This is a genomic window from Prauserella sp. PE36 (assembly GCF_003311655.1).
Taxonomy (GTDB): Bacteria; Actinomycetota; Actinomycetes; order Mycobacteriales; family Pseudonocardiaceae; genus Prauserella_A; species Prauserella_A endophytica.
Genome location: NZ_QEQT01000041.1, coordinates 194,933 through 220,245 on the forward strand (window position 1 = coordinate 194,933; position 25,313 = coordinate 220,245).

A 25,313-nucleotide genomic window follows, 5' to 3' on the forward strand; every position below is an offset into this window, starting at 1 on the left:
ATCAGATCGGCCGGGCGGCCAGTCGGTTGGCGACGATGTCTTGAATCTGTCTAATTAGGACGGTGCGCCGCCGGACAACGTCGCTGTGACGCTCGTTGGACAAGTCCGCGGGGTAGTGGCGAGCAAGGTTGTTGGAAATGACATGCAGGTAGCCGAAATCGATCCCGGCGTCGCGTGCTGCAACTCCCATAGGGCCGATCTCGGGATCGACGAATGCGTGCTCGGCGTGCTCGGTCAGCCAGTCCCTGTTCTCCAGCAGGATCGAGGGTGACGTGACGTGGATGCCGGTGTGCACGCCTGGTTGGGCGGTGGCGAAGTCGCCGAAGAAGTCAGGCCACGCCACGAGGCTGCCGCCGACGAGGCTTGTGTTTCCGGTAGCCAGCCGCGTGTTGGGCTCGATGTCGGGGTTCAGCGCACCGACTTTGCCGACGTAGACGACGTCGCGGGCACCGAGCTCGGCCAGGCGCGTGACCACGCGTCCGGCGACGTCGCCCCAGATGCTGTGGAGGAACCCGAGGTAGACCACTCGTCGGCCGTGGATCTGAGCGCGTTGCCAGGCGTAGCCGTGCCCGTAGGTCCACGCTCCGTCGGCAGGAGCGAGGTGCGCCAGGCCCCAGCCGACGATCACGAGGTCGCCATCGAGTTCGAGGCCGAGCTTCGCCACCGCCTCGCGGGACAACATCGGGTCGGGCAACTCGTAGGTGACCGTGTCGGCCGGTTTTCCTGTCATGGACAGGTACGTGGCGATGATCAGGGCGTAGTGGTGGACGTAGTCGGCACCGGGGAACGCCTTGACGATGAGGTCACGGCCGTGGACCTCGGCGGTGGGGCGCTCGAAGTTGAACAGCTTGCCGGTCTTCTCGTGCGTGGAGATCACGGCTTCGCGGTCGTAGCCGCCGACGACGTGGATGCTGTCCCAGTCGTGGTCCTGGATGAGGTGGTGGACCTTGATCTGTAGGTAGCGCAGAAGGCGGTCCGGGGCCATCGTGTGCCCGTCCACCGCGATGGGGGACGTCTGCAACGCCGAGCTGGCTCCCGCGGTCGGGATTGTGTTGGCGAGGAGGCTCATCAGGCCGCCTCCGGGATCCGCACGCTACTACCCGCCGCTTCGCGGACGACGGCGATGTTCCGCCGGATCAAGTCGAACCGCTCTTCGGGGATCCGACCCAGATTCTCGATTCGAGGGGTCGGGGGTTTCTCGTAGGGACCGTCGGGCAGCATCTCGATGCCCATCGCGCCGAGGATGACCGGGGCGGCGCCGTCGACCGAGGCGATCCATTCGTGCTCGCGCTGTTCGACGAGTTCCAGGTGCCCGGTGCGGCCGAGGCCGAGCAGCCGATAGACGATCCGGTCCTCGACCATGCCGTGGTCTTCCAGGTACCGGGTGGCCGCCCAGCGGGTGCGGCAGAGCTGGTCTTCGGGCGCGGGACGTCGTGATGCGGGCAGCGCGATCGCTCCGACGTATTCGTTGGAAGCGAAGTAGTCGTAGCAGCGCAGCCACTCTTGATCGTCTGCCGCGTGCAGCACGACGCACAGGCGGAACTCGTCGCTGAGGTCGAGGATCTCGCGAGCGGCTTCGTCGCTGGCCTTGATGGTGGCGAGCCCGTCGCGCATGACGTCCGGGAGGATGATCTCGCGGGCGTCCACGATGTGGGCCGCCGCGATCAGGTCGGCGGCCGGCAGGGCGTGGCCGAGATCGAAGACCCCGTTGTCGACAATGATCTCCGCACCCCGCTGCGCCTCGCGGTGGAAGAACGCGCGGTAGGCAGCGTCGGTCAGAACACGCTGGGCCGCCACGTGGTGGACGCTGGCGGGCTCCTGCGCGACGAAGACGTTCAGGTAGTCGGGCGGGGCGATCGCGGAGAAGGCGATGCTCTTGGCCATCAGGCGACCCTCCACCTGTCCGTGGCGAGGGCGAGGAACTGTTGGGAGAGCACAGGATCACTCTCGAATCGGCCGCGGGCCTGCAGTGTGGTGGTACGAGCTGCCTCCATCCGCACGCCCCGCGCGCTCATGCACAGATGCGTGCCACGAACCGCGACGGCCACGTCGGTACTGCCGATCACGACGGCGATCTCGTCGGCTACCTGCCGGGTGAAGCGCTCCTGCACCTGAAGGCGGCCCGCGTATTGCTGTGCGATTCGACCGAACTTCGACAGGCCCATTACTTCGCCGTCCGGTACGTAACCGATGGCGACGTCCAGGTTCATGGGTAGCAGGTGGTGCTCACACAGCGACCAGACGCTCATGCCGCCGATCACCACCAACTGGCCGCTCAGATGTTGCTCGGGGAAGCAGGTCGGGGCGGCCGACGGCTCCGGGGAGAAGAACCCGCGCCACCACGCGGCGACCCTGGCCGGCGTGTCCGACAGACCCTCCCGTCCAGGGTCCTCGCCGATCGCGGCGAGGAGCTGGCCGACAAGATCGGCAACGCGCTCAGTGTCGACCGGGCCCGGCGACACCAGGTCCTGGCTTTCGCTGGGAGCAAGCCTGTCGAGGGTGTTGGTCACGGACTTCGCCTCGCTTCCGGGAGTGGTGAATGGGTCAAGGACGTCAGCGGCGGCGGCTCCTGATAGCGCCACGGCCCGCAGGTGCGGGGACGACATGCCGGGCGCAGCGACAGTGACCGCGAGCACCGCGATCCAGTGCTCGGTCTGGGAGTCGGTGTCACCGCGCTCCGGTCAGGATGTGCAGGCGGGTGGAGACGTTCCATCCGCGTTCAGTGGCCCGGCCGTAGAGCGCGTCCATGCCGGCCAGAACCTTCTCCTGGGTGGTGCCTTCCGGCATCACCCACACCGGAGCCAGGTGGTGTTCCTCGACGAGCTGGGCGATCTCGTCGAGGTCGCGGTCGGGCTCGGTGACAACGAACTTGAACACTGCGCGGTCTGTCGCGACCAACGCCGAGAGGGCTTCGGGCTTGATGCGGGTGGAGTAGGTCATGCCAGAGTTCGCGAGTTTCGGACTCACCACCCAGAGATCGACCAAGGAGGTGAGTTCCGGTGTGGGTGCGACCGTGCCGTTGGTTTCGACCTGCACCCGGATGTCGGCCAGGCCGCGGGCGAGGGCGGTCATGGCGGGCTGCTGCAACATCGGCTCCCCGCCGGTGATCACCATCATGTCCACGCCGCGCTCGCGCACCCACGACACCAGCTCGGCGACGGGGACTCGGTCGCTGACCTCGACCGGGTTGTACCTGCTCCAGTCCCAGCTCTCCGGGGTGTCGCAGTAGCCGCACCGGAGGTTACAGCGGGAGAATCTGACGAACACGCAGCGCTGCCCTGTCCAGGGGCCTTCGCCCTGGAACGACTCGAACTTCTCCGTGAGAATTGCAGAACCCTCTACCCGTTCGGGAGCCAAGGTCAGCGTGTTCACGAGGCATCGCCTCGTTCCCACAGGCCAGTGGTGGTCCCCGAGTCGACCCGTACGGATACGAGTCGACCGCGGATCTCCGGCTCGACGTTGTCGACGAACCAGCCAGCCAGGTGGGCGACCAGCGCAGGGCCGGCGGCACGTAGCCCCGCGTCGGCGGCAGGGGCCTGGAGGTAAGCCCCGAACGGCTTCAGGTCGCCGAAATCGGTGATGAACCCAACCTCGTCCAGCCCGTCCGCCCCCAGCACCAGCGTGACGTCACCGTGGCCGGTCTTGAAGGTCTTCGAGATCGTGACCTCGCCGGTGACACCGTCACAGCGTGCCGACGTGGTCGCGGTCTCCGAAACAACCATCGCGACGAGCGTGATCGGCACCGCGGACTCAACGTTGTCCCGGAACCACTCGGCAAGGTGAGAAGCGAGAAGCTCGCTCGTCGGGTGGAAGGTGACCTGCTCGTTGAGCAATCGGTGGTCAAACGTCGCGGCCAGATAGTCCCCAAGAGGCGTCAGGTCACCGGGGCCGTCATTGTGCACGAGCGCCGATGCGGTCACCGTGTAGTTGTGGCCGTGGTTGCGGCTGCACTTGTGACTGGCCGGCAACAGTCTCAGCTCATGGCTGGCGCTGAAACCGAACGACTGCGAGATGGTGATCTGGCCGTCCGCCACACACTTCTCCTCAGCGGCCTTCATGTAGCCCTCCTTCGTCGGTCATGCCGAACAGCACTCGGACCGATGTGCGCTGGCGGCGGAACTGCTCGTACCGGCACGAACGACGCAGCGACGGAAAGTCCGGGGGCCGAACCGAGCCGTGACGATCTGTAGTACCTTCGCTACCGGTGAACCTTACTGCGATATCAGAAAGGTAATAAGGTTGAGGTCTCGCTGTCGAGGGCAGCCTTGCTGCCTTACGACTAAGGTCAACGGTGGGAGCACCCCCCACCAGGAGACGCAAGGAGGGCGAGCGATGACCGATGCCGGCCCGTGGACGAGCGTGTCGATGCCGTACGTGAGCGGCCACCGCGGCGACGCCTGGAGCGCCGAGGCGGCAGAGCACGGAGGTACGGGAACCCAGAAGCTGCTGGGTGTGGAGGAGGTGTCCGCCTCCGCGATGGTGGCGGACATGCTCGGCCTGGCTGCAGGCGAGCCGGTGGTCGTGCGGCGCCGCCTCATGCTGTTCAACGACCACCCAGTCGAGCTCGTCGACTCGTACTACCCGGTGAACATCGCTCGGGGCACCCGGCTGGCCGAGCCCCGCAAGATCCCTGGCGGAGCCGTCGCTCTCCTGGCTGACCTCGGACATCGGCCACGCCGCGTACGTGAAGACGTCAGCGCGCGGCTTGCCACGCCGCACGAACGGACCACGCTGGAACTGAACGACCCGTCCTGCGTGCTGCTGCTCGCCCGTGTGCTCCTCACCGGAGACGAACGGCCTGTCGAAGCCAGCCTGATGACGATGGTGGCCGACGGACGACGGCTGCGATACGAGCTGACGCCATGATCGCTCTAACGACGTCTCCAGGAGCCGACTTTGCCTCGCGCCCGTGACAGCCGGCCCCGGCACCAGCAAATCGCAGCGGAACTGCGCGATCTCATCATGCGTGGCGAGCTGAGCCCTGGTACGCAACTGCCGTCCACCGCGCAACTCGTGGAGCGGTACGGCGCAGCGAACGCCACCATCCAGCACGCGCTGAAGGCCCTGAAGGACGAAGGCTTCCTCGACAGCCGTGTCGGCAAAGGCGTCTACGTCCGCGACCGGCAGCCGTTCGTCATCGACGCCTCCGCCTACATCACGCCCGAACCAGGCCGGTTCCGCTACCAGTTGCTCAAGGTCGACAACGTCGTTCCACCGGCGGACATCGTCGCCGGATTGCAGCTGACGCCGGGCGCTACCGCGATCCTCCGCACCAGAATCCTCCTCCACGACGACCAGCCCGTGGAGTTGTCCGCGTCCTACTACCCCTCCGAGATCGCCGACAACAGCAGCCTGGCCAAGGCCGCGAAGATCCGCGGCGGCGCGCCCCAAGCCCTCGCCGACCTCGGGTTTCCTCAGCGGACCTTCGTCGACCGGATTTCGGCACGATCCCCGACGGTGGAGGAAGCCGAGACACTGGACCTTCCAGATGGGACGCCGGTGATCCGGCAGTTGCGTGTCATCTACAGCGACAACGAGCGCCCCGTCGAAGCCTCGGTCCTCATCAAGGGCGCACACCTGTATGAGCTGTTGTACCGCCAGACCGTAGAGACCGAGTTGGGCTAGAGCCACGATGCCAAGGGTTTCGATTTCAGACACGACAACTGCATTGGTGACGATCTCCTCATCGGTCACGCCCTCGAATTACGACTTGGTCCGAGACCTCAATGCGGTGCGTCGAGCGTCCCCGCCAGCACGTCCGCGGGAACGGGAACTCCCCATAGACGTGGAGGGTGGTCTCGTCGCCCGGCATCCCCAGCGGTGCGTTCTGGTGAACGTGCTTCTAGGTACTCGGGCTGCCGCCGAAGACGGAAACTCGCCCAGACCGCAGCGACCCCAGTCAAGTGGGGATGATCAACGACGGCCAGAGCGGAGACGCGGCGCCAATGAGGCGGCAATGAGGCGGCACCCGACTTGACCTGCGCAAACGCCATTTTTACGGCAGTAGTCCGAACGGGTGCTGCTCGCCGAGCGGGTGATCAGGCTTGACCGGTAGCTGGTTATCGTGGCATTGGACCGACGGAGCGAGGTGATGTTCATGGGCGACCGGCGAGAGGCGTTCGCCGCGCGGCGTGAGCTGATGGGCTACACCCAGGAGAGCCTCGCAGCAGCCGTCGGTGTGGAGTTCTCCACCGTCGGCCGGTGGGAACGCGGTGATCTGACGCCGCAGCCGTACCGGCGGCCCCGCATCGCGAAGGCACTCGGTCTCACCCTCGAAGAGCTGGGCACGTTGCTCGCACCGACACCGTCCGGGCCGAACGGCACCTCGGCCGTCGCCCTAGCCCAGATCGCGGGAGCGGATGTCCTCCCTGTTCAGCCAGACCTCGCGGAGACAGACGACATGAACCGTCGCGACCTGCTACGCCTGTTCAGCATGACCGGCGCCTTGCTGGCGTTGCCAGCGGCCGAGTCGGCTGTCTGCGACGCGGAAAGGCTCGCTGCGGCGGCTCGAACTGGTGCCGTGGACTCGACGGCAGTCGCTGAGTTTGAGCAGCTCAACAGCCATCTGTGGCGTGTATATGCCTTCGCATCGACCAAGAGCCAGGTACTTCCCCTGGTCCGCGCCCAGCTCGACGTACTGTCCGAAGGCTTGCGTCGACCACAGTCACCGGCTACCCGGCAGCGACTCTGCGAGTTGTCCGCCGATCTCTTCCAGTTGGCGGGCGAGATCTTCTTCGACGGTGATCGCTACACCGACGCCGCCCACTGCTACACCCTCGCCGCGACAGCGAGCAAAGAAGCCAATACCCCTGACCTCTGGGCCTGCGCGCTGACCAGACACGCCTTCATCGCCGTCTACGAACGCCGGTTCAACGAAGCCGCCCCGATCCTGGAACTGGCTGCAGACCTGGCCCGCCGCGGCAACCCCGGTCTCTCGACTCGGCATTGGATCGCCGTCGTACAGGCCGAGACTTTTGCCGGACTCGGAGACCTCGATGCCTGTCAGCGTGCACTCGACACCGCCGCCGAGGTCCAGCACCTGCAGGAGCCGGTGCACAACGGCGGCTGGCTCCGGTTCGACGGCTCCCGTCTCGCCGAGGAACGCGGCACCTGTTACGTCACCCTTGGTCGCCCTGATCTCGCCGAGGCCGCTTTGACCGACGCACTGGCCGGCAACCTGACCGCTCGGCGAAAAGCAGGCGTCCTCACTGATCTGGCGATGATCGGCGTGCACCGGCGCGATCCCGACCAGATCGTCAACTACGCCTCCGCCGTCCTGGCCACCGCTCGCCAGACGGGCTCTGGAGTCGTCGTGCGCAAGCTGCGTGGCCTACAGCCGCACTTGGCACCCTTGCTCACCAACCAGCAGATCCAACAACTCGATGCTGAGATCAACAGCCTTATCGGCAGCCATGCCGCTTGATGGAGGACAACAGGATGCAGGATGACCGAGGCCGCGTGTTCCGCGAGGCGTGGATCGCTGGAGTCACCAAGCACTACCCCGGCGAGCCCAAGCCCGGATACATCACGCCGTGGGACCAGACCCCGGACTGGGAGCGCGACGCCGCGACCGCTGTATACGACCAGGTCTTCGCCTTCATCAAGGCTACCGATGGCGCCACCGCCAAGCTCACCCGAGACCAGAAAGGCCGTTTCGTCGCGCTGTGCTGGATTGGCCAGATCTTCAAGCACTTCCCCGAGCCGAAGGCGTCCTACGTCGCGGACTGGGACGACTTGCCGGACTGGCAGAGGGCGACGGACATCGACATCTTCGAGCGCATCGAACAGGACGTGTAACCCCTATGCCGGGGCAAGGCAAGCATCGTCTTTAAGCCCAGGCGTAGCGGACGTGTGAGCGGGTGGAGTGAGGTAAACGCGTGGGAAACAGGCGTGAAGCGTTCGCAGCTCGACGCGAGGCGATGGGCTTCACCCAGGAGAGCCTCGCTGCTGCCGTCGGTGTGGAGTTCTCGACCGTTGGCCGGTGGGAGCGCGGTGCCCTGACTCCTCAGCCATGGCGCAGGCCCCGCATCGCGACAGCGCTTGATGTTTCCCTCGATGAATTGGACGCCCTGCTCGGACCGGTCTCGGCTGACGCCCCGACAAGTCCGTCACAGTTGAGCACCGGACAAGAAGTCCCAGGGCAATCCCACGGAACCTCCCTGGCGCTGCCAGGCTCCGCTTCCACTGGCGTGGCCGGATACGACCCGACTGCACATGTTGACGTGGGAGCCAGCCCAGCCGAGTTCCTCAAGCCGTTGACCTTGGACGTGCAGCCTCCTCGGCGTGTCGGGTGGGCCGAGGTCGAGCAGGTAAGGCTGATGACGCGCACGCTGGCCGCCAGCGAGAACCTCTACGGCGGCGGCATGGCCGGTGAGGCAGGACTCGCCCACCTGCGGTGGGCCAGCCGCCTGCTGAGCTCTCAGGCCGGCACCAGCGTCGAAGCAGGGATGTTCGAGGCCGTCGGGAACCTGGCGGGGGTTGTGGCCTTCTCAGCGTTCGACGTCGGAAACCAGGACGCCGCAGCACGATGCTTCCGTTTCGGCCTATGGTGCGCAGAACAGGGCGGGTCGTGGGAACTACGCGCCGCGACGCTCGCCGACATGGCGCGCCAAGCCATCTATTTGGGCAACTTGGACGACGCCCTGTCGTTGATCGAGTTCGCCCAAGTCCGGGCTGACCGGCTGACCGCCACCGCGAGGGCGATGATCGGCGTCGTCCGCGCTCGATTGCTGGCGATGCTGGGCCGCCACGACGAAGCGCGAGCTGAGGTCGACCGCGCCGACGAGCATTTCGTCGGGCGTCAAGCGGAGACGGACCCGCCCTGGCTGATCTACTACGACGAGGCTGAACATGCGGGCAGCAGCGCGCGAGCACTCACTCCACTCGCTATGACCGACAAGCGGCCGGGTGACGCCGCCGGACGCCTCGAAACGGCGATCCGCTTGCACAGCGACGCTTACCCTCGCTCACGGGCATTCTCCAGGACGCGGTTGGCGACTTTGAACATGACGATCGGCGACCCGTGGGAGGCCGTCGACATTGGACGGCAAGCCATCGCCGATGCGCCGATGTTGCACTCGCGGCGGATGAGCGAGGAACTGTCCAAACTGGTACGAGCGTGTGAACCTCACCTGTCAATACCAGAAGTGGCCGAGCTCTCGGACTTCGCGACATCGGCCATGACCAATGTCTGATGTGGACACGAACTTGGTCCTGTCGCGAGATCCACGTGACGTGCTAACGGCAGCGGGCAGGAAGGCCGGCGTATCAACCGCGGAAGCGATGTTGATCCGCGACGGTACGAACGTCATCTACCAGGTGGCCGGTAGGGTCGTCGCTCGTGTGGGCCCTCCGGGCTCGCAGCTCGTGGCCGCCCGTCAAATCCAGGCGTCGCGTTGGCTGGCTGATGCCGGGATCCCCGTCGTGCGTGCCGTCGACGACATCGACCAGCCCACGGTTGTTGGGAATCGGCCCGTCACATGGTGGGTACAGCTTCCTGACCACCGCCACGCCACGCCGGCCGAACTCGGCGCGGTACTGGGGCGCCTTCACGCCCTAGAGGTGCCGGAATCGCCTTCGTTCCCCGTTGTTGACCCCTTCGAAGGGCTACGCGAGTCAATCGACGGCGGAACCATCCTGCCCGAGGATGACCGGGCCTGGCTTCGAGATCTCGCAGGGCAGCTGCACAGTGAGTACTTGGTGCTGGTTCCGGAACTGCCTCGGCGCGTCATCCATGGCGATGCCTGGCAGGGCAACGTTGTTGTCCCCAGGGCAGGCGGCGCCCCCGTGCTGCTGGATCTCGACCATGTCGGGATCGGGCCTCCTGAGTGGGACCTGGTCTCCTTGGCGGTCGATTACACCGACTTCGCCCGGATCACGGAGGTGGACTACCAGGCTTTTGTGGACGCTTACGGCGATTACGACATGACCGCCTGGCCCGGCTACCGCACCCTGGCGACGATCAGAGAACTCCGGTGGACTGCCTTCGTCCTCGGCAAAGCCACAACCAGCCCAGAAGCCGCGGAACAGGTACGCCATCGGGTGGCGTGCCTGAGAGGCGAGATCGAACGGCCGTGGTCGTGGTCCGCCTTCTGAGACCGGAGTACACGTTGACATCACTCTCGGCCGCCAGCCGCGTCGTGCCTCACAAACTCTTGGCCGACCTCCGAGCGGCGCGCGGTCGACAGCTGCCACTCGAAGCCGTGCTCCACGAGTGGCGGCTGTGCCCCTTGAGCGGCGGTCGCAACAGCGATGTCTTCCAATGGGGCGAAGTCTGCCTGAAGCTCTACCGCAAGACCGACAAGAACCGCGTGGCTCGGGAATGGCACGGATTGAACCATGTTGCTGGACTTGGTCTCGCTCCGCAGCCACTATGGCGGGACGATCATCCAGACCAACCCGCACTCGGCATGAGCTTCGTTCCCGGCCGACCGATACCCGAGCTGACGAATCCCGAGCTGGTGCTGCCGTGGATTGCCGCCGCCACCGGAGCCATGCAAGCACTGCCGATGGCTGAGCCGTTGGCCTCCTGGCCACGAGTCGATTCGATCACCCACTACATCGCGCGGTTGACCGACATCTGGCCACAGCAGTTGGCCGCCGCCGACGACGCACATACAGGGAAAATGCGGACCTTGCTCGACCGCTGGGAGGCTAGCGGGGATGTCGGCCTTTTGCGTCGCCCCACGCCAGCCGTGTTCTCGCGCGGCGACGCCAACTTGCTGAACTGGCTGTCTGAGAACGAAGGGCTCCACGTCGTCGACTTCGAGTTCAGCGGCTGGAGCGATCGGGCGGTGGACGCTGCAGACCACATCGAGCACATCAGCGCTCGGCAAGTTCCCGACAGCACCTGGCGGACCCTAGAGGACGACTTCGGCGTGAACCGGCAGAACCGGTCAAGGTTCGCTGCCGCCCGACGCACAATCGCCCTGCGATGGCTGGCCGTCCTCTGGCGACGACGCGACGAACGTGAGCCCGAGTTCCTCGCCCAACTCGATCGTGTGTGCGCGCTGTTCTCGTAGTTTCTAAGCGAGGGCGTCCTTACGTGCAGACTGACACCATCGTCCGACGGCGTCACAGGGTCAGCGCGGCGGGAAGACGTCCGAGGACAGGAAGCGGGACGAAGTTCTCGGCGTGGTCGACGCCGATGCGTGCGCCCCACAGCCGGGCCAGGATCTCGGCCATTGGTCCGAAGTGCTCGGTGATGGGCTGGGACGCGTGTGCGGCCAGGGCGCGTTGCTTGGTGACCCAGGTAGTCGTGATGTCGACGGTGGTGTGCGCGGGAACGGGGCCGTCGAGGGTGAGGCTGTTGTAGGTGTCGGTGGTGTAGACCCGGCGGGGGTGTCCCGTGGCGATGACGACCTCGGGAAGGGCTTCCAACACTGCTTCGGCGATGCGCCGGTGGTCAGGGTGTACATCGCGCACCGGGTGGGTGAGGACAACCTCGGGGCCTGTATCCAGCAGCAGCTCGCGCACGGTCCCCGCGGTGGCCTGGTTGATCTGATGAAGCCCGGCGCCGAGTGCGGCGGCCCCGGCGGCGGCCTCGCTGGCGCGGGGCTCGGGGTGACGTGGGACGGCGATGGTGACGTCGGCCCCGGCGGCGACGCAGAGGGCGAGAGTGCCGCCGGCCCAGAGTTCGGCGTCGTCGGGATGGGCCATCACGGTCAACACCGAGGCGGGCGGGATGAACGCGACCAGTGGAATCACCACAGCCCGAGCTTGTCGATGACGTCGGCAGGCTTGGGCAGGCTCCGGCTGCTGCGGCCGGCGGGTAGCAGGGGCAGGGTGACGTCGGTGCGCATTCTGATCAGGTCGCGCCAGCCGAGGACCTGGTCCCAGGCTTCGAGGACGGCCTTGCCCTTGGTGCCGATGAGCCGTCCCGCGTCGGCCAGCTGGTCGAGAGTGAGGCCACCGGCCAGAAGCTTGGCTGCAGTGCCCGCGCCGACCCCGCGCACGCCGGGGATGTTGTCCGCCGGGTCGCCCGTGAGGGCCCGGAAGTCCGCCCACTGGGTCGGCTGAACCTGGTAGCGGTCGAACACAGTGCCGGGCTCGATGTGGCGGCGGCCTCGCTTCATGGCGGTGTTGACCACCCGGACGTGCTCGTCGATGAGCTGGTAGAAGTCACGGTCGCCGGACATGATCCACACTCGGCGCTCGGGGTCGTCGCGGCGGACGCGAGCGACGAGGGATGCGATCACGTCGTCGGCCTCGGCCGTGTCGATCTCGATCCAGGCCAGCTCGTAGGCGGTCAGCGCTTCCTGGACGTGTGGGATGGCGCGGATGGGTTTGAGTGCGGCTTCGTCGAGGACGCGGTTCGCCTTGTAGTCGCTGTCGGTGGCTTGACGTTCGGCCGCGCCGTTCTGGCCGTCGAACACCACGATCACCTCCGGCGGGGAGGTGAACTCCTCGCGGATCGCTACGCGCAGTAGTGCGAAGAAGGCGAACTCGGCAGTCAGCTCGCGTGTCTTGTCGCGGGAGAAGATCGCGGCCGGGAAGCCGAAGGCTCCGCGCCAGAGCAGGTTGTGGCCGTCGACCAGCAGAAGAGGGACGTCATTCATCACCGCACCGCCTTGAGGAAGTCATGGGCGACTGTGGTGGGCAGATAGTCCCGCGAGCGGTAGTACGCAGCCCGTGATAGCGCTGCGTAGCGTACCGGATCGTCGAGGAGGACTTCGGCGGCACCCCACAGCCCGAACTCGCCGTGGGCGCGAGGCACCACGATCCCGCCCGCTCCTTCCCCGGTGCCAATGAGGGTGGGCAGGTTGTCCACGTCGAAGGCGACGACCGGGGTGCCGACGCTCATGGCCTCCAAGGCGACGAGGCCGAAGGTCTCCTTGGTCGAGGGCACGATGACCACGGCGGCGTTGGCGAGCCACGGCTGGACCTGGTCCCAGGGCAGGCCGTCGTCGCGGACGCTGCCCCTGAACAGGTAGGCGGCCGAGTGGGCGCAGCGACGATACTCGGCGGCCTGTGCGCCGGCGGCGTGCTCGAACCCGGCCTCGGCGAGGACGACCTCGACGCCGCGGTCGACGAGGCGGCCGGCGTCGAGCAGAGCGCGGACGTTCTTCTCCGGCCCGAGCCGGGCCAGCACCCGCACTGGCCCGCTCCGCCGCAGCGCCTCGCGCTGGCTGGCATCGGGTGCGCTGTGGTTGCCGAGCAGGGCGTTGGGCACGATCTGCCAGCAGGTGCTGTCGTAGTCCCGGTCGTGGGCATGGCCGAGGACCGTGGTCGACGGCACGATCACCAGGTCGGTGCGTTCCAAGGCCGGTACGAGGTCCTGGTCGTGGCCGACGACGTGCATCGCCAGCACTGTGCGCACTCCGTCGCAAGCTGGGGCGAGGCGTCCGAGTCCCCACAAGGCGTCGACGTACACGGCGATGTCCACGTGATGGCGGCGGTAGAGAGCGCGGAGGTCAGCGGCGATGATTTTGTCTTGGCCGTGGGTGCTGATTGCCTCGCGCAGTTCGTCGTCGCTGGCAGGGAAGGTGACCCCGACCGAGCCGAGCACGACCAGGTCCTCGTCGACCTCGTCCTCGGTCGAGTCGGGCTCGATTGCGGTGATGATCAGGGCCCGGTGTCCGAGCTGGCGCAGTCCGCGGGCGAGGGCGGCGGTCGCGCGTTCCATCCCGGCCGGCGCGTCGGGGGCGTAGGAAGCCAGAACGAATGCGACGGTGACCGGCTTGGTGGCGTCAGGCATGGCTGGTCACCTGCGCGGGGATGGGTATGTCGGTGGTCGGCTGGGCGGGGCGTTTCTCCCAGGGAAAGCTGACCCAGTCCGACACCGTCCACACCGAGTAGTCCGGGCAGGTCTCGGCCCCGGTGTTCAAGCACAACGTCGCGGTGATCACGTGAGCGTCCGGCGCGAGGACCGGGGTGAGGACGTTGCGGACTTTGTGCAGAGTGGCGCCGCTGCCGCAGATGTCGTCGACAACGAGGATGGCGCCGTGGAGCTTGCTGCGGCCGATGCTCCGGCGAAAGGCGTCGACGTCCACGGTGACCTTGCCGGTGGCCTGGCGGTACAGGCCGTCGTCGGCGTTGTGCTGGGCCTGCACGGTTCGGGGTTTCGCACCGAGGCGGCCGGCGAGGATGCGGGCGGGGGCGACGCCGCCGTTGGCGATACCGATGACGTGGTCGACCTTCGGGTGGTCGCGGCTGATGGCGGCGAACAGCAGCAGGCAGGCGTCGCTCAGGGCCTCGGGGGTGACCCGCCAGATGCGCTGGTGCTCGAACACGCGCAGTGCGGTGCGGGTCATGCCGAACCGTCCCGTCCGGTCACGGCCAGGCTGACCGGCCCGGTCAGCGGGTGCAGGGCGGCGATGGCGGTGGTATCCGGCGTGTTGCGCCAGACCTGCCCGTCGGCGCGCACGACGGTGAACCCGGCGGCGTCGGCGCGGGTGCGCAATCGCACCGGGACCGGGGGCGTGCCGAGCGCGCCGATCAGGTCGTGGGCCTCCTCGTCCGGCACTTGTTCGGCGGTGGCGAGCGACGCGCCTTCGCCGAAGGGCAGGTACTGCAGGACGGTCAGGCCGTGGACGCCGAGCCGGTCGGCCAGCTCGACCAGCGCGGGTAGTCCGGCGGCGGTGGAGCGCATGAGCACGGCTTGGATCTGGGTCGGGATGCCATGGGCGAGGGCGGCGCGGATGCCGGAGACGGCCTTGGCGAAGCTGCCCTCGCCGCGCCAGCGATCGTGACGCTCGGGGTTGGGGCCGTCGAGGCTGACCCGGATCGCGTCGACCCGGCGGGCGAGGGCTTCGGCGCGGCGAGGCAGGTGGGTGCCGTTGGTGGTGACGCTGACCGCGCAGCCGCCGTCGACCAGCACATCGAGCAGGGTGGGCAGGTCGCGGATCAACAGCGGTTCGCCGCCGGAGACGTCCACGCCGAGCACCCCGGAAGAAGCGATCCTGGCCGCGACGTCGGCACGTTCGCCGCGGCCGAGCTCCGCGACGGTCTTGTCGTCCAGGCACTGCGGGCAGGCCAGGTTGCAGCGCACGATGGGCGACCAGCACACGCTCACCGGCATTACGTCGCCCAGTTCGCCGGGGTGGACTTCCGGTAGTGCGGTGATGCTCTCGTGGGCCAGGGCGGTGCGTCCGGTGAGGATCGGCTGGCCGGTTCGGTGGGTCATGCCGGTGAGCGGGTCGTAGGCGACACCGCTGCCGCCGCGCGTGCCGCAGCCGACCATCCGGCGCCCCGAGGCACGTCCGATGGTCGTCGTTGTCGTAGTCATGGGCGTACCTCGCAGTGGGTGAGCAGCTCGGACATGGCGGCGATGAAGGTTTCGGAGCGTCCTCGCGGAGCGGGCAGCTCCAGCAGATCGCGGTAGCGGGCGAGGGTGCGCGGCCAGCCGGCGAGCTTGTGTTGCCACTGCTCGGCTGCGTCGGGTGGATCGAGGTGAAAGCCGACGACCTGGCGCAGCGGGATGACCAGCAGCCCGGCGGCGATCAGGCAGGCGCCGAGGTAGGTGTCCTCCATGCCCCACCCAAGGCGGCCGAACTCCGCGTCGAACCCGCCGACGTCCAGCACGGCGGCGCGCGGTACGGCGACCAGCGCGGTGACGACCATGCGGGGCAGGTCCCAGTCGTAGTAGGACTGCCCGTACCCGAGGTCGATGAAGTCGTGGGTGTCGTCGAGCGGGCGGCCGTCGAGCGGCTCGGGCAGCGTGATCCCGCTGTAGGGCAGCGTGGTGTTCGGCGGTGGCCGCCACACGACCCGGTGATCGGCCGCGAGATTCGGGATGCGCGCCAGGATGGCCGCGTCGTGGGAGTGGACCTCGTGGCGCAGGTTGTGGCGGAACCCGACCAGCACGCTGGTATCGGTGGCGCGAGCAGCGATGTCGGTGAGCACGTGTGGGGGAACCACCATGTCGCCGTCGAGGTAGAGCACCGTCTGACCTCGGGCGAGCGCGGTACCGACATTGCGGGCGGTGGCCGCGCCCATCCGCTCCGGCAGCCGCACCAACCGGTCGACCACCCGGTGCCGCGCGGCGACCTGGGCGGTGTCGTCAGCACTGGCATCGTCGACGACGATGACCTCGAACTCGTCCTGGCGATGCTGGGCGTCCAGAGCGTCGAGCACGGTGGGCAGGCTGTAACCGACCTCGTGGGCGGGGATGACCACCGAGACGGTGCGCGAGCGCGCCAGCCAACAGTCCGACGGAGTGGGCTGGTGCCAGCCGATCCCGTCGGCGAGAGCCTCCCAAGCATGAGTGCTGGAGCTGTGGTTGTTGCCGTGCCGCAGCAACTCCTCCCGCAGCGGTACGGAGTTGTCGATCATAGCCAGCCCCAACGGGACAGCACTCGCCTTGCGCCCAACCAATCGGTCGGTTCCGGCAACACCGCCAACTCCAGCGGCGGAACGTGATCGAACAGGCATTCGGCGGCGATCACGTAGAGCGGCTCCAACACCACGAGCACCTGCCGCAGCGTCTTGCCACGCAGGTCGTTGGCGAGGCGCGAGGTCACCCGAGCCCGGAGGGCTTCGGCCTCGCCGCGGCTACGAAGCTTGTGGTCGTACGTGCCGACCAGGTCCTCGGGGTGCAGCAGGCCGTGTTCCGCGGACAGGATCCTGATCCGCACCTGGTAGTTGGGGGCCAGGTGTTCGCGCAAGTGAGGCACCAGCGCGCCCTGGTACAGCTCCAGCGCCGGAGTCGGATCGGTGGTAACGAGCTTCTCGCGGCTGCAAGAGACGATGACCAGGCCCTGCTCAGGCTCGATGGCGGCGGCGAACGTCATGGTCGGCGCACCACCCGAAGCCCGATGCCCTCCGAGGCCAGCTCGGCGGGCGCGGCGTTGAGGAACGTTGACCGCGCGTACAGCGGAAGCGAGGCGTAGGACCCGCCACGCAGGACCGCCCCGTTGCCCATCGTCGAGCGAGCGGTCCACTCCCACACGTTGCCCGCTACGTCCAACAGCCCTTCAGGGGTCGCGCCGGCGGGGTGGGTGTCGACCGGACTCGTGGCGTCCAGCCCTGAGCCATTCAGGTTCGCCAGCTCCGGAGTCCACTCCTGATCGCCCCATGGCCAATGTCGGCCCGTGGGCCCGGCCGCCATCCACTCCCATTCCGCCGAGGTCGGCAGCCTGCCGCCCAGAGCGTGCGCGACCTGAACGGCCTGGTCGTGTTTGAGGCCGGTGACCGGGTGCAGGCTGCGTGTACTGGTGCGTCCGCCGCTCAGTTGGGCGTAGGTGATCGGGGTGCGTGTCCACAGCAAGGTGCCGATCTCGGCAGGTCGGGCGTCATCGCCGAACGCGCAAGTCCCACCGGGCACCTCGATCCACTCGACGTTCACCTCAGTCAGCCCCCGATCAGAAAGAGGTCTTCGACGTTCGCGCGTAGCCGCACTCGGCTCTTGGACTCGTTGGGACGGAGCCCGAACTCGGCGAGCGCGGCATTGATGACCGCGAAGGCGTCTCGTGCTCCTGCCTCATCGGCGGAGAAGACCGCGTAGTTGTCGGCGAACCGCACCACCCGCAATCCGTCCAGCAGCGCATCCGGCCTCGACAGCCGCAGGTTGATCAGCATCGGTGCGAGTCCCGACCCAGCAGCGATTGGATACGGCATCGCGGTCAACGCGGTGCGCATACGGCCGAGGAAGGTGCCGTCATGGACGTGGTGGGCACACCAGTCCACGACCTGGTCGACTGTGACGCCCTCGGACACCGAGGCCACGTCCACGTCAGCCACTGCGCGGAAACCGGCCTCGGCGTGGGCCGCGGCGGCCCGCAGCGCGGTGATGCGGTTGCGGCGAGGTCGGTAACCCGACACCCAGTCGCGCAGCACACGGGCTTCGAGGATCGGTTCGATGGCGTTGCGCAGTGCGCGGTGTACGAGCCGGTCGAGCAGCGTGGGGACGCAGACCACCATCGATTTACCCGTGTAGGTCGGGAACCGCACCTCCCGCAGCGGTCCTGGTCGCCAGGTGCCATCGGCCAGTTGGTCTGCCAGCCGAGGCAGCAGTTCGCCGGAGCGCCGACGCAACTCCGCCAGGGTCATCCGGTCCACGCCGGGCGCCGAGGTGCGCCGACCGCACTGCCTCAAGGCCGTTCGCAGGTGCTTCTCATCCAGCATCGGCATCAGCGAGTGCGCTTGCGGGCCGCGGGGTGGCGGCGCGGCACAGCGGTGCGCTAGCGTCGGCGCTGCTTGGGCGGCAGGCACGCTCCCCCGGTCACTGACGTCAGGCTCGCAACCCAACACGCGCGAGCTGTGACCCGAGGAAAGACGGCCCCGCTCAGGCCCGGCCCCGGAGGCGTCTACGTCCACGGTCGTCACGCCCCTCTACGCGGCCCGGTACACGGTGGGGTCGATGATGTCGTTGCCACGGAAGGCTTCCCGCCGTTCCGTACAGGTTCCGCAAGTGCCGCAGTGGACGTCTTGACCGCGGTAACACGACCACGTTCGCGCGAACGGCACCTCCAGTGCTTCCCCGACTCGTACGACGTCGGTCTTGGACAACGTCAGGAAAGGTGCGAGCACCTGGAAGTCCGGCACGAGTAGGCCCTCGTTGGCGGCCTGCACGCTGCGGGCGAACCGCTCGACGAATTCGGGCCTGCAGTCGGGGTAGATGGCGTGGTCTCCGGCGTGTGCGCCGAACGCCACCGCGTCGGCGCGGACGGAGGTCGCGACCGAGACGGCGATGTCGAGCATGATCGCGTTGCGGTTGGGCACCACCGTGGCCGCCATCGACTCATCGGTGTAGTGCCCGTCCGGTACCGCCACAGAGGTGTCAGTCAGCGCGCATCCGGTCAACAACGTGCCAAGGCTGGTCAAATCGATGATGCGATGTGGACTGTCGAGCAGCCGCGCGATCTCGGCGGCGTGATCGAGTTCGATGCGATGCCGCTGTCCGTAGTCGAACGACAGCAGCGTCAGGCGGGAGTGTCGGGCCGCCAGCCAGTAGGCCAGGACCGTCGAATCCAGTCCGCCGGAGGCGATCACGACGACGTGTTCGGGGTGCCTGTGCTCGGCCTGGGTAGTCGACATGCTCACCATGCCCGCGACAAGGTGCGCCGGACAGCACCGACGACGACTCCCCAGGTCGGCAACTCCAGGCCGGCCTCGGGCCACGCCAGCCAGCGCAGCCCACCTTCAGTGCAACCGAAGGCGGGCAACGGGATCGTCGTATCGGACTCATACCAACCGACCTGTATGGACATCAGGTCGGCGATGGTGGACTCCCGCATGCGCGTACGTGGCTGGGTCAGGAAGATCCAGTCGTCGGGCTTTGTGCCTGGAATGCCGGGCACGACGATGACCGGGGCCGTGAGAATCGCCTGGACGAGTTGATGGTTTACCTGGCCACCGAGCCCGGCCCGCATGACCAGCGCGTCCACGGTGTCACCCAGACGCAGCCGGACTTCGCCGGTCGACGGCTCGATGGTGGTCGGCCAGCTGAGAAACTTGGTGTACTTCGACTGCGAACTTTCGTGAGCCGCTTCACGCTGCTGAACGTCAGCTGCTGTGGCGGTGGACATGGTGTGCTCCTTAATGCAAGGGATGGTGCGGCGGAGCCAGAGCGCCTCAACGGGAAAACTCCAGCTCCGCCGTGATCGAGGAGGCGGTGGTGACACCGCGCGAGATCGCGCTGGACGACAGGCGGCGCGAGGCAGTTCAGGTCAGGCAACGTCAGGCAATGCTCGGAACTGCCTGGGAAGTGCCGAGTGAACGCGACGCCTTGATGTCGGCCACCTCATACGGCTTCGCTTTCTCGAATGAAACCCAGGCCGTGTGTGCCAACGGTCTTCAGCGCGTGCACGAGTACCGGCGACGGATGTTGGTGCGGTTCGCGCCAGTGCCTTCCAACGGGCGGCAACTTGGCAAGTCGGTGCCTGCCAGTAGAAGTCACATCGGAACGGCGGCGCTGCCGGAAGGCGCGGCACAGCAGGCAACTGACCAACACCACGGCGGCGACCGCGGTGATCACCGGGGCCAGCGGGATCATGCAATCTCACCTCGCAGGGCGGGGATCGCAGCGGAACCAGGTATCGGGGTCGTGATTCCGCCGCGACATGGCGGTGAAGCAGGGCGCCCCACGACGGCTGGGGGATGACCGCCGCTGTACTGCTTCACCGTGCTCGCCGTGCCGGTTCCCTCGGAGGCGCCAAGTCCACCGGGGGCCGGGGTGGCGGCCACCTCCTTGGCCTTGGTGAAGGCGGAGCGGAACTGCTCGGCCTCGGCAGCGTCGAGCGAGGCGGCCTCACCCGCAGGCGCCACCACTACGACCTCCGAGCCGCGCACGAGCACCGTCAGGCTCCGAGGGCGGCCGGCGACATCGCGGCACGTCACCGCCCAAGGTCCGCGGTCGTTCATCGTGCGTCACCGCCTCGTGCGGTGGCCCAACTCCGTACCCACACCGGCTGCACGAGGAAACGCGGCACAGCGAGCTTTGTTTGTGGGCATCGCGGAACCGAAAGCTCCGCGAATCGCTGGGAGAGTTTCATCATCTACTCCGATACTCAGCGAGTCCCGATTTACTTATGTCCCGAACTTCTGCTACTCCCATAGCGTCGAGCGTTTAGTCGTTCGCTCGGCGAAGCCGGGCGAACGGTGGGCTCTAACAGCAACGGTGCTGGTAGGACCGCTGCGAACCCGCCAATGCAGCTAAACGTCCGCCGCCCGACACGAACCAGAGCGCGAGCGCGGCGGCGATGGGGCGTGCACGGGGCGGCAGGTGTCGTGACCTGCGGAAATCTCGATCGGGCGTGGTTGTGCCGAACGGGTGAAACCGCGCAATACTCTGGGTACTGGCCGCAGAAATGCGAGACACCACAGGGCGGCCTGTGATAGTTGGCGCCCCTTTTGGGTGGTCGACCAGTGGTCATCGCGCGGTGCTCCGCGGGCAATGAAGATCGACTAGGGTGCAATGGCCTCGCTAGGTAAGCCCGGGCTTGACCTGGGCAAACGGCAGCGGGACGATCCTGGGGCTATCGGTGCGGACGGAGACGGTATGGCTGTGCGGCGACAAAGCCTCGCGGAACGTCGCGAAGCCCTGGGATACACACAGGAGACGCTCGCACAAGAGATGGGGGTCGACCGATCTACGGTTGCCCGCTGGGAGCGCGGCGTCCAATCACCTCAGCCGTGGATGCGGCCTACCCTGGCGAAGGCTCTTCAGCTGACACCTGCCAGCCTGGCCGCAATGCTGGGTGGAAGCGCCCCGGACCGCGCACTCGCTTCGGCAGTTGCTCCGGGAGACGCGGCGCGGTTGAGCGATCTCGACGGCGCGGAAGTCGTCGACAGCATCTTCACGACAGCTCAAGATCTGCAAATCGCCGACCGCCGAATCGGTGGGGGCGCACTGTATCCGTCAGTTGCGCACTACCTAACGCAGCAGATCGGGCCGCAGTTGATGTCACCCTCCCACGGAGTGTCGGTTCCTCGGTTGTTCGCAGCCGCCGCGTCAGTCACCGAGATTGCCGGATGGATGGCACATGACAGCGGGAACGACGCAAACGCGCGAAGGTACTTCGATCGCGCTTTCCGGTTGGCAATGGCAGGAGACGACCGGGCTCTGGCAGCGAACAGCTGCGCCTCGATGGCGCATCTGGCCATCGAGTTGCGGCAGCCCCACGACGCTGTCCGCATCGCCGTCGAAGGGCTCGGGCAAGCCACAGCTGCCTACGGCACCTCGCGTCTCGTCGCCCGACTGCACACAATGCGCGCCCGTGGTCTCGCCCTCATCGGTGACCGCGCCGGGTGCAGTAAGGCGTTGGAGGACGCCGAGAGCATCCTGGACGAAGCGACGGCGGAGCAACCCGCCCAATGGATCGCCGCGTTCGACGAAGCGTCACTCGCAAGCGAAGCCGCGCTGTGCTTCCTGCAACTGGCGGAACTCGATGAAGCCGAGCGCCGTGCCCGCGAGGTCATCCGACTGCGGTCAGGCGATCGGGTCCGAAGCCGGACCTTTGCCCAGCTCACCCTGGCCAACGTTCTGGTGCATGCGGGCCGGGTTGACGAGGCAGCGGCGATCGGCCACGAAGCTTGCAGCACGACCGTCTCATTGAGCTCAGCCAGGGTTGTCCACCAGCTCCGTGCCCTCGGCGGCGTGCTCAGCCTCGCGCCGCGGTCGAGGCAGGTCTCGTCGTTTCTCGCCGCGTTGGCCGGCCTATCCGCCACCTCGGGTGAACACAACGGCGCGGTCTCGTCGTGGCCGGTATGACCGACGACGAGGCACGCTTCGCCTACCTGGCGGAAGGGAACGCCAAGCAGGCACGCAAGCGTGTGGCCGCCGACCTGCTGATCCGTGACGAAGCCGGACGCATCCTGGTGGTAAATCCGACCTACAAGGAGAATTGGGACCTGCCTGGCGGTATGGCGGAAAGCAATGAACCGCCGAGGGCAGCAGGCGAGCGCGAGCTGACCGAGGAACTCGGGCTCACCGTGGTCGCTGGCCGCGTCCTCGTTCTGGACTGGATCGGACCTCACGGGCCGTGGGACGACCAATTGGTGTTCATCTTCGACGGAGGCACGCTGTCTGCCACGCAGGTGGAGACCATCAGCATCTCCGATCCAGAGATCAGCGACTTCGCGTTCGTCGAACTTGCCGAGGCGAAGGCCATGCTGCGGCCCGACATGGCGCAACGACTGGCCCGTGCTCACGATGCCCTCGCCACAGGCGCCACAGACTATTCCGAGTGACACGCCCGGCTCCAGCGCGGGAGAGGCGTTGCCAAGAGGCGGTCGACAGACCGACCGTGGACGACGTCAATTCGTCGGTTGGATGAGCAAGGCGGCGAAGGCACCGATGATCAGGAACGGACCTAGCGGCACGTCACGGCCAGGCTCCGATCGCCGAGCGATACGCAGCACGAGCAGAGCGACGGCAGCGCTGAACCATCCGAACAGCGTGCCGCCCAGAACCGTCGACCAGCCAGCCCACCCGAGGGCAAGGCCCAGAAGGGCACCGAGCCGGAGGTCTCCTCCGCCGAGTTGGCCAGGCTGAAGGAAATAGAGCGCTCCGTAGAACGCGAGGAGCGCGAGCATGCCGGCCGCGGAGCGGATGAGCGGGTACGCGTCGCGGTTGAGGACGGCGGCCAGGCTGAACAGCGCGGCCAGGATGATTCCGCTGGGCCAGATCAGCTTGGTGGGCAGCGTGCGGGAGTTCCAGTCCACCGCGGCGAGCAGAACACCGGCAGCGGCAAGCCAGGAGTAGGCGAACAGGTCAGGTTCCGCGCCGATGCGCCAGGCGAGGACCGAGAACAGGGCGGCGGTGACCACTTCCAGCAGGGTTGGTGGCGCCAGCCGCTCGCCCTTCGCTGGGAGGATCGAGCTCCGTTGGACGGCCATACGCAGGACGCTGGCAAGTGCGAGCCCGACCAGGCCCCAGCCGGCGATGCTGACCGGCGTCACCGTGGATCTCGTGCCGCTCGCCGGTTCGCACGAGTGACGGAGTTTGCCAACGATCTACCCCCTGTAGCCCCCTGATTACGGCCTTCCGGTGTAGCGAACCTACTACTCAGCGCCATTTGGACACGCTGTCATTAGCCCATTCGGGTGAATTTTGCCCTGTTTTTGCTGTTCCGACACTTGTGTCCCTTCATAGGGACATTGCGGTCTCCTAGGGGGCGCCAGGTAGACGTGAGGAGTACCACACTAGATCGAAAGGAATTTTCGCAGATCCGAGGGGGTGCACGTGGTCGGGGGCAACGTACACGGCCGCAACGGCCGGCGCAGGGTGGGACTGGCAGTAGTTGGACTCGCGGCGCTGACGTTCGCGGCCTGTAGTTCGAACTCGTCTTCGACGCCTGGGGGCACGACTGGGGCGGCAACGCCGCCATCGACGACCAGCGCTCCGCCGTCGTCGGCTTCTCCGGCGGACACGGCACGTCAGCAGGCGACGGCTGCCTACACGGGCATGTGGCGGCAGATGGCCAAGGCCGGTGAAACCGCCGACTGGCAGTCGCCTGAGCTCGCGAAGTACGCGACCGGCGACGCGCTCGGGGTGATCAACCGCAGCCTGTACACGGACCATCTCAACGGTGTCGTGACGAAGGGCGAGCCGAAGACGAACCCCCAGGTGTCCAAGGTGGATCCGCCGGACAACCCGACCACGGTCATGATCTCGGACTGCGGAGATGACAGCGGCTGGCTGAAGTACAAGAACGGCCAGTTGGTCAACGACACACCGGGCGGGCGACGCTCGATCACCGCGGAAGTCAAGAAGCAGCAGGACGGCACGTGGAGGGTCACCCGCTTCGCAGTAGAGGCGGTGGGCTCGTGTTGAAACGTTTAGGAGTCGTTGCCGGCCTGTCTGCGGCCGTGCTCGTGGCGACCGCGGTACCCGCGTTCGCGGACGGCGGCTGGGGATTCACCGACTGCAGCCAGTACCCCAACCCTGGTTGCGAGCTCGGCGCAGGCAAGAACCCTCGGCCTGGAACCGGAAACCAGGGCAACGGAAACGGCAAGCCCAGCAACCCTGGCCAGACCAATCCCGGCACGGGGCAGGCCAACGCCAACGGCGACACGATCATCGGCGGCAACAACAATCTGGCCCAGTGCGGCTATGAACGCAGTGACTATCAGGGCCCGCCACCGGGAGGCGCGCAGCCGGCGGCCTTCCACGTGCCGCCCAAGTCGGGTGCGGTCACCGCGGTGCCCGCGGTGTACCGGCCGCAGAGCGCGCCGGCCACCGCGCAGTTCGCGGTCGCGCAGCCGCGGTTCGCGCAGGCCCAACCGCCGTCCGGCGCTTGGTACGTCTACAAGTGCACCGGGCCCGGCTTCGCGGATGCGCTGTACCGGCCGCCGGTGTGGATCACGGACGGCCAGCCCGGCCCGGTGCCGTTGCCGTCGCCGGCTGAGCTCGCGGCGCAGGCGCGGAACCAGCTGCGGCTTCCTACTCCGAAGATCAAGGCGAACCCGGCTGGCGACCAGTTGGTCAGCCTGCCGACGTGGTTGTGGCTGGACCGCAGCAGTTGGGGTGACGTTTCGGCCACCGCGTCGGTGCCGGGCGTGTCGGTGACTGCGGTCGCGAGGCCGACCTCGGTGACGTGGTCGATGGGTGATGGCGGCTCGGTGACCTGTACCGGCCCTGGCTCGCCGTTCCCTGCCGGTGGTGATCCGAAGAGCGCCTCGCCGGATTGCGGCTACACCTACAAGACGTCTTCAGCCGGGCAGCGCGCGGACGCGTTCCCGGTGACCGCCACGGTGAATTGGACCGTGACGTGGTCGGGCGCGGGCCAGGGCGGCACGTTCCCGAACATGACGACCTCGGCCTCGGTGGCGTTCCGCGTGGCGGAGAGCCAGGGAATCGCGACCGGCTGAGCGAAGCCTCCCGCCTCATGAGGGCGGGCGTGCACAACGAAACACCCTGTTGCGAACAAGGC

29 protein-coding genes and 2 pseudogenes are annotated in these 25,313 nt (G+C 67.2%); 13 read left to right on the plus strand and 18 right to left on the minus strand.

Features of this window, described 5'->3' with window-relative positions; translation table 11 throughout:
* Position 1: 1 nt before the first annotated feature.
* The 5 genes from DI005_RS07510 to DI005_RS07530 all read right to left on the minus strand — a co-directional run bounded on the left by DI005_RS07510 (position 2) and on the right by DI005_RS07530 (position 4,058).
* The gene (locus DI005_RS07510) at positions 2-1,069 is read right to left on the minus strand and encodes a hypothetical protein (RefSeq protein WP_199542608.1); all 1,068 of its coding nucleotides are present in this window, start codon (positions 1,067-1,069) and stop codon (positions 2-4) included.
* Positions 1,069-1,884: a hypothetical protein gene (locus DI005_RS07515; RefSeq protein ID WP_110341284.1), complete on the minus strand. Its 816-nt coding sequence runs from the start codon at positions 1,882-1,884 to the stop codon at positions 1,069-1,071. Before DI005_RS07515 ends, DI005_RS07510 begins: the two co-directional genes overlap by 1 nt.
* Positions 1,884-2,510 carry a GTP cyclohydrolase I gene (folE, locus tag DI005_RS07520; RefSeq protein WP_199542610.1) on the minus strand — a complete coding sequence of 209 codons (627 nt, stop codon included), beginning with the start codon at positions 2,508-2,510 and terminating at the stop codon, positions 1,884-1,886. The genes DI005_RS07515 and folE overlap by 1 nt, the downstream gene beginning before the upstream one ends.
* Before the next feature lie 157 nt (positions 2,511-2,667).
* Positions 2,668-3,393: a 7-carboxy-7-deazaguanine synthase QueE gene (locus DI005_RS07525; RefSeq protein WP_369973563.1), complete on the minus strand. Its 726-nt coding sequence runs from the start codon at positions 3,391-3,393 to the stop codon at positions 2,668-2,670.
* Positions 3,369-4,058 (minus strand): 6-carboxytetrahydropterin synthase, encoded by a 690-nt coding sequence (locus tag DI005_RS07530; RefSeq protein ID WP_110341286.1) that lies wholly within the window; start codon positions 4,056-4,058, stop codon positions 3,369-3,371. Before DI005_RS07530 ends, DI005_RS07525 begins: the two co-directional genes overlap by 25 nt.
* A 274-nt stretch (positions 4,059-4,332) precedes the next feature.
* On the opposite strand from DI005_RS07530, the gene DI005_RS07535 reads away from it, so the two are divergent.
* From DI005_RS07535 to DI005_RS07565, 8 genes and pseudogenes are all read left to right on the plus strand, one after another.
* Complete coding sequence (locus DI005_RS07535) at positions 4,333-4,866, plus strand: GntR family transcriptional regulator (protein ID WP_110341288.1); 534 nt, start codon at positions 4,333-4,335, stop codon at positions 4,864-4,866.
* Between the two features lie 30 nt (positions 4,867-4,896).
* Positions 4,897-5,625: a GntR family transcriptional regulator gene (locus DI005_RS07540; RefSeq protein ID WP_110341290.1), complete on the plus strand. Its 729-nt coding sequence runs from the start codon at positions 4,897-4,899 to the stop codon at positions 5,623-5,625.
* Positions 5,626-6,091: 466 nt separating this feature from the next.
* A complete protein-coding gene (locus tag DI005_RS07545) occupies positions 6,092-7,423 on the plus strand; it encodes a helix-turn-helix transcriptional regulator (RefSeq protein ID WP_233520027.1) in 1,332 nt (443 codons plus the stop codon).
* A 14-nt stretch (positions 7,424-7,437) separates the two neighbouring features.
* Positions 7,438-7,797, plus strand: coding sequence for a hypothetical protein (locus tag DI005_RS07550; protein ID WP_110341576.1), 360 nt, complete (start codon positions 7,438-7,440; stop codon positions 7,795-7,797).
* Positions 7,798-7,877: 80 nt separating this feature from the next.
* Positions 7,878-8,060: pseudogene (locus DI005_RS39440) on the plus strand (helix-turn-helix domain-containing protein); the annotation flags it as partial.
* A gap of 258 nt (positions 8,061-8,318) precedes the next feature.
* Complete coding sequence (locus DI005_RS07555; protein WP_233520039.1) at positions 8,319-9,194, plus strand: hypothetical protein; 876 nt, start codon at positions 8,319-8,321, stop codon at positions 9,192-9,194.
* Between the two features lie 88 nt (positions 9,195-9,282).
* On the plus strand, positions 9,283-10,095 hold the full coding sequence (locus DI005_RS07560; RefSeq protein WP_233520028.1) for a phosphotransferase enzyme family protein: 813 nt from the start codon (positions 9,283-9,285) through the stop codon (positions 10,093-10,095).
* A 107-nt stretch (positions 10,096-10,202) separates the two neighbouring features.
* On the plus strand, positions 10,203-11,021 hold the full coding sequence (locus DI005_RS07565; RefSeq protein WP_168214097.1) for a phosphotransferase: 819 nt from the start codon (positions 10,203-10,205) through the stop codon (positions 11,019-11,021).
* Between the two features lie 52 nt (positions 11,022-11,073).
* Here DI005_RS07565 and DI005_RS07570 read toward each other — a convergent pair whose 3' ends face one another.
* The 12 genes from DI005_RS07570 to DI005_RS37900 all read right to left on the minus strand — a co-directional run bounded on the left by DI005_RS07570 (position 11,074) and on the right by DI005_RS37900 (position 19,933).
* Positions 11,074-11,709, minus strand: coding sequence for a PIG-L deacetylase family protein (locus DI005_RS07570; protein ID WP_233520029.1), 636 nt, complete (start codon positions 11,707-11,709; stop codon positions 11,074-11,076).
* Complete coding sequence (locus DI005_RS07575; RefSeq protein ID WP_110341298.1) at positions 11,703-12,557, minus strand: 5'-3' exonuclease H3TH domain-containing protein; 855 nt, start codon at positions 12,555-12,557, stop codon at positions 11,703-11,705. The genes DI005_RS07570 and DI005_RS07575 overlap by 7 nt, the downstream gene beginning before the upstream one ends.
* Positions 12,557-13,696, minus strand: a complete 1,140-nt coding sequence (locus DI005_RS07580; RefSeq protein ID WP_110341300.1) for a glycosyltransferase family 4 protein — start codon at positions 13,694-13,696, stop codon at positions 12,557-12,559. The genes DI005_RS07575 and DI005_RS07580 overlap by 1 nt, the downstream gene beginning before the upstream one ends.
* Positions 13,689-14,252 (minus strand): phosphoribosyltransferase, encoded by a 564-nt coding sequence (locus tag DI005_RS07585; protein WP_110341302.1) that lies wholly within the window; start codon positions 14,250-14,252, stop codon positions 13,689-13,691. Before DI005_RS07585 ends, DI005_RS07580 begins: the two co-directional genes overlap by 8 nt.
* Positions 14,249-15,226: a radical SAM protein gene (locus tag DI005_RS07590; protein WP_233520030.1), complete on the minus strand. Its 978-nt coding sequence runs from the start codon at positions 15,224-15,226 to the stop codon at positions 14,249-14,251. The genes DI005_RS07585 and DI005_RS07590 overlap by 4 nt, the downstream gene beginning before the upstream one ends.
* The gene (locus tag DI005_RS07595; protein ID WP_110341306.1) at positions 15,223-16,272 is read right to left on the minus strand and encodes a glycosyltransferase; all 1,050 of its coding nucleotides are present in this window, start codon (positions 16,270-16,272) and stop codon (positions 15,223-15,225) included. Before DI005_RS07595 ends, DI005_RS07590 begins: the two co-directional genes overlap by 4 nt.
* Positions 16,269-16,730, minus strand: a complete 462-nt coding sequence (locus tag DI005_RS07600) for a DUF6884 domain-containing protein (protein ID WP_110341308.1) — start codon at positions 16,728-16,730, stop codon at positions 16,269-16,271. The genes DI005_RS07595 and DI005_RS07600 overlap by 4 nt, the downstream gene beginning before the upstream one ends.
* On the minus strand, positions 16,727-17,284 hold the full coding sequence (locus DI005_RS07605) for an SUMF1/EgtB/PvdO family nonheme iron enzyme (protein ID WP_110341310.1): 558 nt from the start codon (positions 17,282-17,284) through the stop codon (positions 16,727-16,729). The genes DI005_RS07600 and DI005_RS07605 overlap by 4 nt, the downstream gene beginning before the upstream one ends.
* 5 nt (positions 17,285-17,289) lie before the next feature.
* Positions 17,290-18,063, minus strand: a complete 774-nt coding sequence (locus DI005_RS07610; protein WP_233520031.1) for a reverse transcriptase domain-containing protein — start codon at positions 18,061-18,063, stop codon at positions 17,290-17,292.
* Between the two features lie 207 nt (positions 18,064-18,270).
* The gene (queC, locus tag DI005_RS07615) at positions 18,271-18,975 is read right to left on the minus strand and encodes a 7-cyano-7-deazaguanine synthase QueC (RefSeq protein WP_110341314.1); all 705 of its coding nucleotides are present in this window, start codon (positions 18,973-18,975) and stop codon (positions 18,271-18,273) included.
* A gap of 2 nt (positions 18,976-18,977) precedes the next feature.
* Positions 18,978-19,466: a hypothetical protein gene (locus DI005_RS07620; RefSeq protein ID WP_110341316.1), complete on the minus strand. Its 489-nt coding sequence runs from the start codon at positions 19,464-19,466 to the stop codon at positions 18,978-18,980.
* A gap of 215 nt (positions 19,467-19,681) precedes the next feature.
* Positions 19,682-19,933: a hypothetical protein gene (locus tag DI005_RS37900; protein ID WP_146240081.1), complete on the minus strand. Its 252-nt coding sequence runs from the start codon at positions 19,931-19,933 to the stop codon at positions 19,682-19,684.
* Positions 19,934-20,938: 1,005 nt separating this feature from the next.
* Between DI005_RS37900 and DI005_RS39445 the strand changes: the two are divergent.
* The 3 genes and pseudogenes from DI005_RS39445 to DI005_RS07635 all read left to right on the plus strand — a co-directional run.
* Positions 20,939-21,118 (plus strand): annotated as a pseudogene (locus tag DI005_RS39445) (helix-turn-helix transcriptional regulator); the annotation flags it as partial.
* Between the two features lie 78 nt (positions 21,119-21,196).
* A complete protein-coding gene (locus DI005_RS07630) occupies positions 21,197-22,150 on the plus strand; it encodes a hypothetical protein (RefSeq protein ID WP_233520040.1) in 954 nt (317 codons plus the stop codon).
* Positions 22,147-22,629: an NUDIX hydrolase gene (locus tag DI005_RS07635; RefSeq protein WP_110341322.1), complete on the plus strand. Its 483-nt coding sequence runs from the start codon at positions 22,147-22,149 to the stop codon at positions 22,627-22,629. Before DI005_RS07630 ends, DI005_RS07635 begins: the two co-directional genes overlap by 4 nt.
* A 66-nt stretch (positions 22,630-22,695) precedes the next feature.
* Here DI005_RS07635 and DI005_RS07640 read toward each other — a convergent pair whose 3' ends face one another.
* On the minus strand, positions 22,696-23,340 hold the full coding sequence (locus DI005_RS07640; RefSeq protein ID WP_110341324.1) for a prepilin peptidase: 645 nt from the start codon (positions 23,338-23,340) through the stop codon (positions 22,696-22,698).
* Between the two features lie 517 nt (positions 23,341-23,857).
* Here DI005_RS07640 and DI005_RS07645 point away from each other — a divergent pair.
* Complete coding sequence (locus tag DI005_RS07645; protein ID WP_233520032.1) at positions 23,858-24,214, plus strand: hypothetical protein; 357 nt, start codon at positions 23,858-23,860, stop codon at positions 24,212-24,214.
* A gap of 35 nt (positions 24,215-24,249) precedes the next feature.
* Positions 24,250-25,251, plus strand: coding sequence for a hypothetical protein (locus DI005_RS07650; RefSeq protein ID WP_199542615.1), 1,002 nt, complete (start codon positions 24,250-24,252; stop codon positions 25,249-25,251).
* Positions 25,252-25,313: the final 62 nt, after the last annotated feature.

Excerpts from the sequence above, each read along its gene's own strand:
- DI005_RS07510 (WP_199542608.1), bottom strand. The coding sequence starts at position 1,069 with ATGAGCCTCCTCGCCAACACAATCCCGACCGCGGGAGCCAGCTCGGCG.
- DI005_RS07515 (WP_110341284.1), bottom strand. The coding sequence starts at position 1,884 with ATGGCCAAGAGCATCGCCTTCTCCGCGATCGCCCCGCCCGACTACCTG.
- DI005_RS07530 (WP_110341286.1), bottom strand. The coding sequence starts at position 4,058 with ATGAAGGCCGCTGAGGAGAAGTGTGTGGCGGACGGCCAGATCACCATC.
- DI005_RS07535 (WP_110341288.1), top strand. The coding sequence starts at position 4,333 with ATGACCGATGCCGGCCCGTGGACGAGCGTGTCGATGCCGTACGTGAGC.
- DI005_RS07545 (WP_233520027.1), top strand. The coding sequence starts at position 6,092 with ATGTTCATGGGCGACCGGCGAGAGGCGTTCGCCGCGCGGCGTGAGCTG.
- DI005_RS07550 (WP_110341576.1), top strand. The coding sequence starts at position 7,438 with ATGCAGGATGACCGAGGCCGCGTGTTCCGCGAGGCGTGGATCGCTGGA.
- DI005_RS07555 (WP_233520039.1), top strand. The coding sequence starts at position 8,319 with ATGACGCGCACGCTGGCCGCCAGCGAGAACCTCTACGGCGGCGGCATG.
- DI005_RS07560 (WP_233520028.1), top strand. The coding sequence starts at position 9,283 with ATGTTGATCCGCGACGGTACGAACGTCATCTACCAGGTGGCCGGTAGG.
- DI005_RS07575 (WP_110341298.1), bottom strand. The coding sequence starts at position 12,557 with ATGAATGACGTCCCTCTTCTGCTGGTCGACGGCCACAACCTGCTCTGG.
- DI005_RS07580 (WP_110341300.1), bottom strand. The coding sequence starts at position 13,696 with ATGCCTGACGCCACCAAGCCGGTCACCGTCGCATTCGTTCTGGCTTCC.
- DI005_RS07585 (WP_110341302.1), bottom strand. The coding sequence starts at position 14,252 with ATGACCCGCACCGCACTGCGCGTGTTCGAGCACCAGCGCATCTGGCGG.
- DI005_RS07590 (WP_233520030.1), bottom strand. The coding sequence starts at position 15,226 with ATGACTACGACAACGACGACCATCGGACGTGCCTCGGGGCGCCGGATG.
- DI005_RS07595 (WP_110341306.1), bottom strand. The coding sequence starts at position 16,272 with ATGATCGACAACTCCGTACCGCTGCGGGAGGAGTTGCTGCGGCACGGC.
- DI005_RS07600 (WP_110341308.1), bottom strand. The coding sequence starts at position 16,730 with ATGACGTTCGCCGCCGCCATCGAGCCTGAGCAGGGCCTGGTCATCGTC.
- DI005_RS07610 (WP_233520031.1), bottom strand. The coding sequence starts at position 18,063 with ATGCTGGATGAGAAGCACCTGCGAACGGCCTTGAGGCAGTGCGGTCGG.
- queC (WP_110341314.1), bottom strand. The coding sequence starts at position 18,975 with ATGTCGACTACCCAGGCCGAGCACAGGCACCCCGAACACGTCGTCGTG.
- DI005_RS07620 (WP_110341316.1), bottom strand. The coding sequence starts at position 19,466 with ATGTCCACCGCCACAGCAGCTGACGTTCAGCAGCGTGAAGCGGCTCAC.
- DI005_RS37900 (WP_146240081.1), bottom strand. The coding sequence starts at position 19,933 with ATGATCCCGCTGGCCCCGGTGATCACCGCGGTCGCCGCCGTGGTGTTG.
- DI005_RS07635 (WP_110341322.1), top strand. The coding sequence starts at position 22,147 with ATGACCGACGACGAGGCACGCTTCGCCTACCTGGCGGAAGGGAACGCC.
- DI005_RS07645 (WP_233520032.1), top strand. The coding sequence starts at position 23,858 with ATGGCCAAGGCCGGTGAAACCGCCGACTGGCAGTCGCCTGAGCTCGCG.